Raw genomic sequence first — 14,060 nt, forward strand, 5'->3', positions numbered from 1 at the left:
TGGCCATTTAAACCCAGTAATTGCGCCATAGGACGAGTGGTTGCTTCTGCTACTCTAATGTCCAACATCTTGATTTGCTGCGGGGTTAAATGAACGGGGCCTTTAGCCCCTCCTTCGCTCACCTCGATTTCCTCTCCATGAGCAAAGCTCCCCTGAGCATGGAAGAGTAAACCAAAAAAAACACCAATAATGAATGCAATAATTCTATTTCGTTGTCGCAATGTAATTGACATCACCATTCCTTTGATACGCTAAATAGGGACAAAATTCTTGGGTTTTACCAGGACCAATGGCTGTACATAAGGCCACATACACTTGTAAATATTTTTCTAAGGTGCTGAGGTAAGTCATTTGCAAATCATTTTGTTGCTTTTGTACTTGCAACACATTCAAAAGAGAAATTTGTCCGTTTTCATAAGACTCACGTGCCAATTTCACATTATCCACCCCTAACTTAAGGGAGACCGTTTGTGTTTCTTTGAGGCTCATCTGCAGTGCTTTCAATTGCGCATAATTACTGGCCACTTCCGTTTCAATGCTTAAATCCAAAGCACCTAACGCCATCATCGCTTGAGTTCCTGTGTGACTGGCTTCCAAAATTCGCCCTTGATTACGATTTAAAAGAGGAAGAGGCACAGAAAGAGTAACCCCCAAGGTGCGATCGGCGGGTTGGGGTGGCCCCTCTTCCACCACAATTTTATCTTGTTGGACCCCCAGCCCTATCGTCCAATCAGCAAAACGCTCGGCTTTTGCCAAACGGCGGTCGGCATCAGCGCGACTCATCGATAACACAATGGCTTGACGGTCAGGACGATTTTTAAGCGCCAGTGCTTTTAGAGTGAGTAATTCGGGATGTTTTTGTCCTGTGATGAAATCAGCCTTAAGGGATAAAGGAGAGTCCGCTTGCCTTCCCATCAATTGATTCAGCGTGGCGTTTTGACTAATGCGAAGGCTGTGTAACAAGTGCTTTTCTTGAGCAATGCGCAAATACTCAATACGCGCTGCGTTCTCATCCAGCTTTGAAATCTCCGCCGCATGATAACGATTATGGATGACATCAACTAACTCTTGATTAATCCGTAATAAATAATTCAATTGTTGCATACGGCGCTCGGTGATAACTGCGGCATAAAACGCATTAGCCACTTTAGCACTTAGCTGACGCTCTGCTTCCCTAATTTCTGCCATAGCTTTCAGTACATCAAGGCGTGCCACTGTTTTTTGTTTGGCAATACGTCCAGAAATAGGGAATGCTTGAGTAAAACCAGCACTGCGCGAATACTCTCCTTCATCATTAAACAAACGATCGTCGTTGTTTGAGAGATTAAGACTTGGATTGGGCCAGAGGCCCGCTTGTATTAAACGTGCCTCTGCAATAGCCACATTATAACGAGCCGCTTTTAAATCCTTGTTATTCGCTAGAGCGATTTGGGTTATTTCTCGAAGAGTCAAAGCCGTTGCCAAAGAAGAATACAGCAACAGAAGCACTGCCCAACAAGAAAAAAGCCAAACTCTATTGTTTTCCATAGCTGTTAAACTTCAAAATAGTTATTGCTGTGTTGTCTTACACTGGTAAGCGCGACCTACCATCCAATGATCTGCTACGAAATCATTTTTGGGATTGCCTTCATAAGTTTGCTGATGTTTCGTAACGAAAAGCGTATTCGCCCCTAAAAGGGCTGCTTTATTTCTTAGAATATTGAGTTCGTCCTGAATCAAATGCTCATGCGATTGATAGGATTGGCTCATCCCATTGCGATCGTAAGCGCTCACTTCCCCTAGAAAAGCACAGCGCTTTGAGGGCTTTCCTGATTGGAGAATGCTCACTTTCTCTCCTTCAGGAGTAAGCTTAGCATTATAAGAGCAACTCATAAGGAGCGCAGGAACCAAGAATAGGTAAGTTTGTTTCATTAGAAAATGTGCCATTAATCAATACCTTCTTTTTATTATTTTATCTTTAAAGTATCTCCTATCCCATGTCATTAAACAATGACTTGCAAAATAATAACTTAAGTGATATCGAATAAAACATAGGTTCATTGTAATTCAATGTACATGTTAAACTGCTCTCAATTTTGCTTGAATTTAAGATGGGTTTTATGAGTTTCACCTAGAATTTCAAATGCTAATTTTCTATTTAGCCATCTGTTTGATACAAGAAACGATGTGATTGTTTGTTACTGCAAGCATGGGACTATAAAGACAAACCGCACCATCAATTTTTCTTTGCTTAGCGGCATAACAGGCCAAATCCGCTTCTTTAATGGTGGTATTCACGGAGACCGAGTGACGGCTCATTTGAGTAATGCCAATGGAGCAACCCAAATCCAGTGAGTCCAATAGGCCTTCATTAATGGATTGGGTAGCAACCGTCGCAAGATTCTCAGCAATCCTCTGGGCTTCACTTAAAGAGGTATTTTCCATCAATACAATAAATTCATCGCCACCATAACGCGCCACCACATCATCCTTTCGCAAACGCTGTCTTAGGAGTTGGTCAAAGGTTTGCAAAACAGTATCCCCCATATCGTGACCAAAACGGTCATTCACTGCCTTAAATCGGTCTAAATCGATAAAGAGAACAACCACTTCACCGCCATGGAGTTGTATTTGTTGGAAACGCGTATTCAACATCTCAAAAAGATATTCTCGGTTATTACACCCAGTCAACGAATCATAAGTCGCATGATGGCGTAACGTTTCATAGCGGTTTTTAATATCATCCATCAATTCCATTTTTTGCATGGTTTTGGTCATCAGATGGCATGATGAATAAATATAGGTAGCACCCATTAAAAACACACTGGCATAAAAATAATTAAGGCAGTGAGGATCAACCAACAAACCATAAACAATACTGCCCGAATAACTCAAAATAAAAGCGATGATAAAAGCAAAATAAATAAGCCATTTCCGTCGATATTGATTGGTCTGTTGCATTAACTGGTTGATTAAATAAGCGCCCTTGACAAGAAAAGAGATACCAAACAGTATCATAACAACTGGGATTACCATGATTTTACCTTAAATACAGCCTGGCCTATCTTCTATAGTATAGACTTGATTTTTCTTCATGATGGTAATTGGCATTAATTTTTTCAGCTGGGCCTATTAAGACCGTGGTAGTTTACAAAAACTCAAACCATCAATAGAAATACTTAGGCTGGCCCATAACAGGCCGGCCGTATTTCTGTTTCATAGGGTTATCCGTCGCAATCTTAGCGCATTAATAATCACGGACACCGAAGAAAGCGCCATGGCAAGAGCTGCGATGATGGGACTTAAGAGTAAACCAGTCAGGGGATACAAAATACCTGCGGCCACCGGCACACCCAATACATTATAAATAAATGCAAAAAAGAGATTTTGACGGATGTTATTCATAGTGCTTTCTGACAAATGACGTGCCTTGGCAATGCCACGCAAATCGCCATGCAGCAAGGTAATACCGGCACTCTCAATAGCTACATCAGTACCCGTACCCATAGCAATACCAATATCGGCTTTGGCCAACGCTGGCGCATCATTGACTCCATCGCCTGCCATGGCAACAACGAGTCCTTTGTCTTTTAATTCACTCACGATGCGGCTCTTATCTTCAGGCATGATTTCGGCCACCACCTTTTTAATACCGAGGGTACCTGCTACCGCTTCTGCTGTTTTTTTGCTATCCCCTGTGAGCATCACCACTTCAATACCGCCTTGCTGCAACTTGCGAATGGTTTCTGGGGTGGTTGGTTTAATAGGGTCTTCTACCACCAAAAGAGCTACTGTTTTACCCTCCACTGCCATGAACATGACTGATGCGCCTTTGCTGCGAAATTCATCGGCTTTTTCAAGAAGAGAGGCCTTGTCACTGCCATGCTCCTGCATTAATTTGACATTACCAATGGCAATACGATGACCATTGACCTTCCCTAGGACTCCCTTGCCGGTAGGTGCTTCAAAATCTTCCACTGAGCCAAAGGACAACTGTTTTTCTTTCGCAGCCGTTACAATGGCATTGGCGAGCGGATGTTCGCTTTGGTGTTCGAGAGCCGCAGCTAGTGCTAAGATATCTTCTTCATCAAACTCCCCATCAGTTACAATGCGGGTCAGTTTGGGGCGCCCCTCCGTTAGGGTACCTGTTTTATCAACCACTAACGTATTGACCTTTTCCATGCGTTCCAAGCTTTCGGCATTTTTAATTAAAACCCCATTTTGGGCTCCTTTCCCAACCCCGACCATGATAGACATGGGTGTTGCCAAACCAAGAGCACAAGGGCAAGCAATAATAAGTACTGATACAGCGGCAATTAAACCATAGCTCAATGACGGCTGTGGGCCTAGCAAGGCCCATAGAATAAAAGACAATATGGCAACCAAAATCACTGCAGGAACAAACCATCCCGAAACGGTATCCGCTAATCGTTGAATGGGAGCACGACTTCTTTGGGCTTCACTCACCATTTGGACAATACGAGCAAGCATCGTATCACTGCCCACATGCAACGCGCTCATTACAAAACTACCCGTCTGGTTAATCGTCGCCCCAATGACTTTGGCTCCTGTTTCTTTAGTCACCGGAATAGGTTCACCTGTCACCATAGACTCATCGACAAAACTTCGTCCTTCCAGTACTTCACCATCCACTGGTATTTTTTCACCAGGACGAACACGCAATTTATCTCCGACATGGACCTTATCAAGCGATACTTCTTCTTCACTTCCATCCTCTTTAATAAGATGAGCGCGTTCAGGAGCCAATTTCAACAAAGCACGGATAGCACTCCCCGTTTGCTCTCGTGCTTTGAGTTCCAGCACTTGCCCTAATAAGACCAAAGTCGTAATCACTGCTGCCGCTTCAAAATAAACAGCAACCACTCCTTCTTGACTTCGAAACGCATTGGGAAATACACCTGGCCAAAGAACAGCCACCACACTGTAAATCCACGCCACACCAATACCCATGGCAATCAGAGTAAACATATTTAACTGGCGTGTTTTTAGAGATTGCCAACCGCGCTTAAAAAAAGGCCAACCGCCCCATAAAACCACAGGCGTGGCCAACAACAATTGAATCCAACTGGAAATACTGCCAGAAATAAAATGCTGCAAACCATGCCCACCCATCTCCAATATCACAACAGGCACAGTCAAAATCAACGCAATCCAAAATCGACGTCTCATGTCAAGATATTCAGGACTCGCTACTTCTTCTGTTGTTACTGTTTCAGGCTCTAATGCCATACCACATATCGGGCAATGGCCAGGGGCAGACTGGCGAATTTCTGGATGCATGGGACACATATAAATGATCGAACCTTCCATGTTGGAGGAGGGCCTATGAGGCTTGTGTGCTTTATGTTCCTGATGACAACCCCCATGTTCTTTGTCCGAATTAGAATGTTTTTGATGATGGTCCTGTTTCATGGGTCACCTATTTCCTATTGTTTAATGCCCGCAGGGGCCTGCGTGTCCACCAATAATAAACCTTTGTTCGAAAGGACTCTTAAATGTCCTAATGGTTCGTTTTACAATACTCGTTTTCTTTCAATTGAGGCCTAATGCCCAACACCACCATGCCCACCATGCCCACCCGCACTGTGTCCTCCGTAGCCCCCATCAACCTCTTGCGCACTCTGCTTCAGAGTACCATCACAAGAGCTCAAAAAGAAAGTCGCCGAAAGTCCAATGACCATTCCAATGACCTTGATTATCTTCACAAGTGACATGTGACACTCCTTAGTTAGTTAAAATTTTTTCATCCCTATTTTTATAACACCTTGGCGAGTTTGTATTTATCTAAAGTGGTTGCAATCACTTCACTCACGTCAATCGCATTAGTGATATGACGGATGGTGTTGCACGTGATGATTTGCACACCATCCATCCCCGATAATAAAGAATAAGCCTCTTCTGCAAAAAGCGCATGCACCCCAATGCAAATCACGGACTGAACCCCTGCCATTTGTAAATGCCTTACCGTCTCCACCATGGTTCTGGCGGTGGAGATGATGTCATCGACTAATACGGGAGTAGACGATTCAAGGTCAGGGATAGTTGGCACAGAAATAGAAACCTCTTTATCTCCACGTCGAATTTTTTCCAAAATCACATAAGGGAAATGGCCTTTTTCAGCAATGTCGGCAACCCACTGCTGACTTTCCATATCAGGACCAATAATCACAGGCTTATTCACATGATTCTTAATCCATGTGGCAATATTGGCTGTAGCATGCAAGACAAAAGTAGGTATTGAATAGATTTCATCCAAAGAGTGATAACGATGCAAATGGGGGTCGATGGTCATGAGCCAATCAAATGAAGTAGAGAGTAATTCAGCAAAATAACGCGAGGTAATCCCTTCCCCCTGATGAAAACGTTTATCTTGACGTAAATAGGGAAGATAAGGGGCAATCAAGCCGATTTTTTTAGCTCCTAATTCCTTTGCTGTTTTAGCAAAAAACAGCAAAGGCAGTATTTTTCCATCGGGTTGGTTTAAGCTATCCACTACAATGAGGCTGCGATTTTTAACTTCCGAATTAATTTTTACGTACCACTCTGTGTCTGGAAAACAATGCAACGTGACATCACCCACCTCCACTTGAAGCGCTTCTTTTAAGCGCCCACTGATTCCTGAAGTATCAAATAATGAAAATAAAATGGGTTTCAAGGCTTCTCTCCCAGAACAATGGTATTTTGTTTATCGCGAATAAAATCGCGAGCATAAGTCAGTTCCCCTGAAGACTCTGAGTGGATGGTGAACAAAGGCTGCCCTTTTTCAACTTGGTCACCAACATGAACATGCAAATCAACTCCTGCTGATTTAGACTTGGGGGCCCCTGCAAGTTTAGCAATTTTTGCGAGCATTCGATTGTCAATGAGAGATACTTTACCTGCTTTCTCAGCAACCATAGGGTGAGTAAAACGTGCCACCGTCAATTCCCTCATCCCTCCTTGTGCCTCACAAATAGCCTGAAATTTTTTAAACGCTTCTCCGCTATCTAATAATTGTTTGGCTATCGATTGACCTGAGCCTGGTGGTACTGTTGATGAAAATTCCAGTACTGCTCCTGCAAGAGTTAATGATTTTTCACGCAAATCCTTTGGGGCATGAGGCAAACCTTGTAATACCGCCAACACATCGCGTGCTTCTAAAGCCGGGCCAATACCATTTCCTATCGGTTGTGCGCCATCAGTAATTAAGGTATGGACCACAAGACCTAACTGTTTTCCTACTTCTTCAAGGGATTGCTTAAGAAGTAAAGCCCTGGACTTATTCCTGACTTTGGCGGTAGGTCCTACTGGAATATCAATAACCGCATGGGTTGCTCCTGTGGCAATTTTTTTAGAAAGGATTGAGGCGACCAATTGTCCTTCACTATCTAACTCAAGAGCACGCTCCACCCGAATAAGCACATCATCGGCAGGGCTTAAGCTCACAGCACCTCCCCAAACAATGCATCCGTTTTCCTTATCAACCACGTGACACATAGCCTCTGGGCTAAGTGACACCGGCGCTAAAGTTTCCATCGTATCTGCTGTCCCGGCTGGAGAAGTGATAGCCCGTGAAGAGGTTTTTGGGATGGTCAACCCGAAAGCCGCTACAATGGGAACCACAACAAGGGTGGTGCGATTTCCTGGTAAACCACCAACACAATGCTTGTCTACAATCAAAGGGGAAGACCAGGATAAGCGATCGCCACTGTCAATCATGGCTTTTGTAAGTTTCACGATTTCAATATTGCTTAAACGTTCCGCGGCACTGGCCGCTAAAAAAGCTGAAATTTGCAAATCAGAAAGACGGCCACTTAAAACGTCATCCACGATGGCCTTGATTTGTTTAAAAGAGAGTTCATTACCATAAATCTTCGTATGCACATAACTTAATGATTCCAGAGGCTTAGGATGCGATAATTGGATTTCATCCCCTTCTTTAGCATTTAAAGAATCCCAGGCATAATGCGACAAGCTGGCCTCACCAGGCTTAAGAAGCTCTGAGGTAATGATATTAAGCGTTGCAATAATGGAACGTTGGCCAAGGGTCACTTGAATGCGGGTCTGAACTTCAAAGCCTTCTGAATGGCACACATGACAATCTTCTCGCATGTAGATAATGGCTTCGTGATAGGTTTTAATCCCCAAGTGTTTTAAACGTAACGTATGAGGTTCTTCATGGATCACGACAAATCCTCCGTGTGTAGATAAGAAGGAATCGTGCAGCAAAAGCCTAATTGGCTTTCAATTTTCTCTTTTAATGATTGAGCGCTGTGGAGTTCACCATGCGTGATAAAGACCTTCTTAGGCGGATGAGTAAAATGCTTTAGCCACTCTAACATCTCGAGATAATCAGCATGAGCAGAGGTACTGCTCATAACCACCACCTGAGCGCGTATGGGAACCAAACCACCATGAATTTTAACCTCCCGCTCCCCATTAACCATCCTGGCACCACGAGTACCTCCTGCCTGAAAGCCAGTAAAAAGAAGTGTGTTTTTAGGATCAGGCGCAAAGGCTTTCAAATGATGCAAAATACGACCGCCTTGAGCCATGCCACTGGCGGCTATGATGATTTGTGGCATTTTATGCCTGTCAATCTCTTTGGACTCCTCAGGCGTATTAATGTAAGTGGCCACATGGCATAATCCACGACATTGTTCCTCATTTAAGTGATGATCCTCTTTATAAGTACAGAGTAGTTTGGTTGCATTAATCGCCATGGGACTGTCTAAAAATACTGGAATCTCTTTAGGAATTTCTCCTTTGCGTTTTAATTCATAAATAAAATATAAAAGACTTTGAGCCCGTCCCACCGCAAAGGCCGGAATAATAACAGAGCCTCCTCGTTTGATGGTGTGATTAATCACTTCACCGATTTGTGGCAAGGGATCGGTGGCATCATGCAGCCGGTCTCCGTAAGTGGATTCCATCACCAAATAATCGGTTTCTTGAATCACGCTTGGGGCTTTCATGACAGGATCATGAGGACGACCAAGGTCCCCGGTAAACACAATGGAACCTTTTTTTGTTTTTATTTTGACCATGGCAGCCCCCACGATGTGGCCGGCACGATGAAATTCAAAACTCAACACATTAAATAGTGAATGTGGCGTATCAAAATCAATGGTCTCAAAATAATTTAAGGCAACTCGAGCTTCCTGCTCAGTATACAGTGGAAGAGCAGGCCTATGCTTGGAGAACCCATATTTGTTAGCCAATCGTGCTTCTTCTTCCTGCAGATGACCACTGTCGGGCAATAAAATGGAGCACAACGCTTTGGTACCCGTTGTTGCATAAATTTTGCCTTGAAAACCATTTTTAACGAACAAAGGAAGATAACCCGTATGGTCAATGTGAGCATGGGTGATGATGACTGCATCAATGTCGCGTGGATTGACTGGCAAGGGAGCCCAGTTACGCAATCGTAATTCTTTGTAACCTTGAAAAAGCCCGCAATCAATAAGAATTTTTTTAGAATCTACCGTCAAAAGATATTTTGATCCGGTAACGGTCTCTGTTGCCCCTAAAAAGGTTAATTTCATTTTGCCTCCGTCAGACTTCCTTGTTGTTTCAATTCCACTTGCCAACGCCACATCACATAAACCACGGGAATGACAATGAGAGTCAGTAAAAGGGCGGAAAAAACGCCACCCACCATGGGTGCCGCCAGGCGCTTCATGACATCCGCTCCAATGCCAGTGGCCCACATTACGGGTAATAATCCGATGATGTTCGCAAGACCTGCCATCACCATGGGGCGGATACGGGATATGGCACAAAGGTGTACCATTTGAATTAAATCCGGCAGGGTTTTAAGCAACCCTTTCTCTTTTTTCTCATTGTAATCCGAATCCAGGTATGCCAGCATCACCGCACTGGTTTCGGCGGCCACACCGGCTAAAGCAATCATTCCCACCCAAACGGCAATACTCATGTTGTATCCCAAGACATAAAGCAACAGAAAACCGCCAAATAAAGCAAAAGGAACACCGAGCATCACCATCAAAGTCTCCGTGATGGTACGGAAGGTAAAGTAAAATAAAACAAAAATAATGACTAAGGTGAGCGGCACAAAAATTTTAAGTCGCTCATAAACCCGTTGCATGAATTCGTATTGACCTGACCACGCCAATGTATAGCCTGGGGGCATTTTGACTTTGGCCTTGACTGCTTGTTTTAACTCTTCCACATAACCGCCAATGTCTCGACCACTGATGTCGATGAACACATAACCTGCCAACATAGCATTTTCATCGCGGACCATGGCAGGTCCTGAACGAAATGTTAACGTCACCAATTGTGCAATAGGTACTTCAGCACCACTTGGTGTTTTGACTAAAATACGATTGAGTTTGTCTGGATCGTCGCGTAATTCGCGTAAATAACGCACATTCACCGGATAACGCTCACGCCCTTCAATGGTGGTGGTGATATTTTCACCGCCAACCGCCGACTCAATAATGCGATTAACATCCATGATGGTTAAGCCATAACGTGCTAACTGGTCGCGATTGATTTGGAAATCTAGAAAATAGCCTCCAGCGACTCTCTCTGCATAGACATTACTTGTCCCCTTCACTTCTTTGGCCACCATTTCAATTTCTTTGCCAATGGCTTCAATTTTTTTAATGTCGGGACCAAAAATTTTAATCCCAACAGCCGTTCGAATACCTGTGGTGAGCATGTCATTGCGTGCTTTAATGGGCATGGTCCAGGCATTACTTACCCCAGGAAATTGCAAGGTTTTATCCATCTCAGCAATTAAGCTTTCATAAGTCATTCCTTTACGCCAAAATTCTTTGGGCTTTAATTCCACAATCACTTCCATCATGCTAAATGGAGAAGGGTCGGTAGAGGTTTCCGCTCGTCCTGTCTTTCCAAACACATGGGATACTTCTGGAAAGGCTTTTAATTTCTTATCCATTTCTTGAAGCAAGGCGGTCGCTTGAGTTACTGAGATACCCGGTAAAGTCACTGGCATGTATAAAATGGTGCCTTCGTAAAGAGGAGGCATGAATTCAGAGCCAATGAGTTTATAAAGAGGAATGATGCTTAAAGCAACCACCACCGCAATACCTATCACCAACTTTCGATAGTGCAAGGCTAGCCTTAACACGGGTGCGTACATTTTTTGCATAAACCGCGTAATAGGATGTTTTTGTTCAGGAATGATTCGACCACGCACCAAAAGAGGCAATAGTACAGGAATTAGGGTGATGGCCAACAGGGCACTCATGAAAATCGCCAAGTTTTTAGTATAAGCCAAAGGTGAAAACATCCGCCCCTCTTGGGCTTCTAGAGTAAAAACGGGCATGAACGAGATGGCAATCACAAGAAGTGATGAGAAAATCGCAGGACCTACTTCCTTGGCCGAGTCGATTAACACTTGGGTGCGATCGCCTGGACTTCCTTTTGCCTCCCAATCCGCTAAGCGTTTATGGGCATTATCGACCATAATGATGGCGGCATCCACCATGTCGCCAACCGCCACAATAATCCCACCAATGGACATGATATTAAGCCCAATATGTAAAAAATAAATGGGAATAAAAGAAATCAAAATCGCAAGCGGCAAGGTAATAATGGGGATTAATGCTGAACGAAAATGACCTAAAAATACGATGATGAGTAACCCAACCACCACCAGTTCTTCAATCAAATTCCAATTGGCCGTGGAGATGGCTTCTCGAATGAGATTACTGCGATCATACACAGTAACCATTTTTATTCCTTCGGGGATGGCGCTGGCCAATTCTTTTAGTTTCTCTTTAATGCGACCAATCACTTGCAACACATCCTCACCAAAGCGCATGATGACAATGCCGCCCACTGCTTCTCCTTGGCCATTTAAATCAACGACCCCTCGACGCATATCCGAGCCAAGCTGCACGGTCGCCACATCACGCAGCAAAATCGGTGTCCCATTGGCATTAGTACCTATGGCAATTTTTTCAATGTCCTCAGTAGACTTAATGTATCCTCGTCCACGAATCATATATTCCACGCCTGAAAATTCAACCACCCTTCCACCGGTGTCGTTATTGCTCATGCGAATTTTTTCGATGATGTCAGGAACCGACAGGTTGTAGGCAAGAACTTTAACGGGGTCCAAATTGACTTGATATTGCCTGACAAACCCACCCACACTGGCGACTTCAGACACCCCAGGAACTGCTCTTAACCAATAGCGCAAATACCAATCTTGAAACGTGCGTAACTCAGCCAGATTATGTTTCCCGTTTTCATCCACCAAGGCGTATTGATAAATCCAACCCACAGGGGTCGCATCAGGACCTAGTTGAGGAGTAACCCCTTCGGGTAATTTCCCTGCCAGTTGGCTCATGTACTCCAAGACACGAGAACGCGCCCAATAAATATCGGTTCCATCCTCAAAAATGATGTAAACATAAGAAAAGCCAAAATCAGAAAATCCTCGTACCGCAACCACCTTCGGTGCAGACAATAGGGCGGTCACAATAGGATAAGTGACCTGGTCTTCCATTAAATCAGGAGAGCGCCCCATCCAGGTGGTGTACACAATCACTTGCGTGTCTGAAATATCAGGCAAAGCATCCATGCGGGTATTCTTCAAGGCTATATAACCCATGAAAGAAAACCCAAGCACAAAGAGCAACACAATAACGCGATTGCGTGCACAAAATTCAATAATCCGTTCAACCATAAAATCCCTTTATTTCATAGAAATCCCATACATCATTCCTGTTCTTGAATGAAAGAGCCTTATGAGATAACACTCATAAGCAATTCATCTCTTATTATTTATGCTGCATGCCTCCCATGGCTGCTTTCAACTGGCTCTCCGAATCAATGAGGAAATTGGCAGAGGTAATAATTTTATCTCCCTCCTTAACCCCTTTTACTATCTCAAGCAAATCACCAGCTCTCACCCCAACAGTCACGTCTCGCCACTCAATTTTGCCATTGCCATGATAAATAAAGACCACCGCACGCTCACCCGTGAGTAAAACGGCATTTTTAGGGACTACAAGACGCTCACCCAAAGGGACTTTGAGTTCCAGATTAACGTACATCCCAGGCTTTAATTGTTCTTTTGTATTGTCTACTTCAAAACGCACCTTGGCCGTACGCGTTTTCATATCAATGGTCGGATAAATAAAATCAAGCTTGGCTTTAAATAATTCATTGGGCAAATAGGTGAGGGTCAGATCAGCAGTTTGTCCTAGTTTAATATAGGGCAACTCATATTCATAAATATCCCCTAAAACCCACAAGCGTGATAAATCAGCAATCGTGTACAATTCATCTCCTGGCTCAATACGCATGCCAATAAGCGCCATTTTTTTAAGAACCGTTCCCTGGATAGGTGAGTCAATGGTCATCGTTCGAGTAATTTTGCCGGTGCGCTTTAATTGCTCTATTTCCTTTTCAGAAATCCCCCACAGCAGCAACCGCTGATGGGCGGCTTGAAAGGCCCCTTGGGCACCACGGGCAGCACTGGATGTCGTATTTTTGCTTAAGATTTTTTGAGCGTTTAAGGCAAGTAAGTATTCTTGTTGGGTAGCCACCAACTCCGGGCTATACACCGTAAAAAGAGCTTGTCCCTTTTTAACTTTTTCGCCAGTGAAATTGATGAATAATTGTTCTATCCAGCCATCAAAGCGCACATGGATATGGGCAACACGCCGCTCATCGGCTTCAACACGACCTACCGTCCGGATTGTTTTTTCGATCAGTTGGCGGCGGACTGACTCGGAGGTAATGCCAATGGCTTGTAAGCGGACTGGATCAATCACCATCTCATTTTTTTGCGTGGATTGTTTCATGTCCATCTTGCCATGTGTATCCGTTGCATTTTGTGCCTGGGTTAACTGCAACAAAGCCAGCAAACTCAAAACGAACACCCATCTTCTCATCACCTTATGATTCATAAGTACATCCCTGTGGTTTCTTCGATTTGTGCAATCGCTTTTTCATGTTCAGCAAGCTCACCGTGCCATTCCAATTCGTTTTCTTGCAGTGTCAACAAATTATTAAGCATCGTTAAAAAATCAACTTTGCCAACCCCGTAATTGGCTTGTGAAGAGGTAAGCGTTAGA

The 14,060-nt window shown here is 43.9% G+C and carries 10 protein-coding genes and 2 pseudogenes; all 12 read right to left on the reverse strand.

Translation table 11 applies throughout. The features are described from left to right. Nucleotides 1-233 (reverse strand): annotated as a pseudogene (locus tag CC34_RS1000000117505) (efflux RND transporter periplasmic adaptor subunit); the annotation flags it as partial. Beyond that, nucleotides 205-1,527: a TolC family protein gene (locus CC34_RS0110925; protein ID WP_028378355.1), complete on the reverse strand. Its 1,323-nt coding sequence runs from the start codon at nucleotides 1,525-1,527 to the stop codon at nucleotides 205-207. The gene CC34_RS0110925 and the pseudogene CC34_RS1000000117505, both read right to left, overlap by 29 nt. A gap of 21 nt (nucleotides 1,528-1,548) precedes the next feature. Next, complete coding sequence (locus tag CC34_RS0110930; protein WP_028378356.1) at nucleotides 1,549-1,926, reverse strand: DUF4156 domain-containing protein; 378 nt, start codon at nucleotides 1,924-1,926, stop codon at nucleotides 1,549-1,551. A 207-nt stretch (nucleotides 1,927-2,133) separates the two neighbouring features. Beyond that, nucleotides 2,134-3,015, reverse strand: a complete 882-nt coding sequence (locus CC34_RS0110935) for a GGDEF domain-containing protein (protein ID WP_028379478.1) — start codon at nucleotides 3,013-3,015, stop codon at nucleotides 2,134-2,136. Nucleotides 3,016-3,195: 180 nt separating this feature from the next. Beyond that, nucleotides 3,196-5,412: a copper-transporting P-type ATPase gene (locus tag CC34_RS0110940; protein WP_028378358.1), complete on the reverse strand. Its 2,217-nt coding sequence runs from the start codon at nucleotides 5,410-5,412 to the stop codon at nucleotides 3,196-3,198. Between the two features lie 131 nt (nucleotides 5,413-5,543). Further along, nucleotides 5,544-5,714 (reverse strand): hypothetical protein, encoded by a 171-nt coding sequence (locus CC34_RS1000000117510; protein WP_162839338.1) that lies wholly within the window; start codon nucleotides 5,712-5,714, stop codon nucleotides 5,544-5,546. A gap of 41 nt (nucleotides 5,715-5,755) precedes the next feature. Next, on the reverse strand, nucleotides 5,756-6,655 hold the full coding sequence (locus CC34_RS0110950) for a ribose-phosphate pyrophosphokinase (RefSeq protein ID WP_028378359.1): 900 nt from the start codon (nucleotides 6,653-6,655) through the stop codon (nucleotides 5,756-5,758). Further along, a complete protein-coding gene (locus tag CC34_RS0110955) occupies nucleotides 6,652-8,205 on the reverse strand; it encodes a thymidine phosphorylase family protein (protein ID WP_028378360.1) in 1,554 nt (517 codons plus the stop codon). The genes CC34_RS0110950 and CC34_RS0110955 overlap by 4 nt, the downstream gene beginning before the upstream one ends. Further along, a complete protein-coding gene (locus CC34_RS0110960) occupies nucleotides 8,163-9,524 on the reverse strand; it encodes an MBL fold metallo-hydrolase (protein WP_028378361.1) in 1,362 nt (453 codons plus the stop codon). The genes CC34_RS0110955 and CC34_RS0110960 overlap by 43 nt, the downstream gene beginning before the upstream one ends. Further along, nucleotides 9,521-12,664 (reverse strand): efflux RND transporter permease subunit, encoded by a 3,144-nt coding sequence (locus CC34_RS0110965; protein ID WP_028379479.1) that lies wholly within the window; start codon nucleotides 12,662-12,664, stop codon nucleotides 9,521-9,523. Before CC34_RS0110965 ends, CC34_RS0110960 begins: the two co-directional genes overlap by 4 nt. Nucleotides 12,665-12,758: 94 nt before the next feature. Further along, a complete protein-coding gene (locus CC34_RS0110970; protein ID WP_028379480.1) occupies nucleotides 12,759-13,892 on the reverse strand; it encodes an efflux RND transporter periplasmic adaptor subunit in 1,134 nt (377 codons plus the stop codon). After that, a pseudogene (locus CC34_RS1000000117515) lies at nucleotides 13,889-14,060 on the reverse strand (TolC family protein); the annotation flags it as partial. The gene CC34_RS0110970 and the pseudogene CC34_RS1000000117515, both read right to left, overlap by 4 nt.

The organism is Legionella pneumophila subsp. fraseri (assembly GCF_000586315.1).
GTDB classification, from domain to species: Bacteria; Pseudomonadota; Gammaproteobacteria; order Legionellales; family Legionellaceae; genus Legionella; species Legionella pneumophila_B.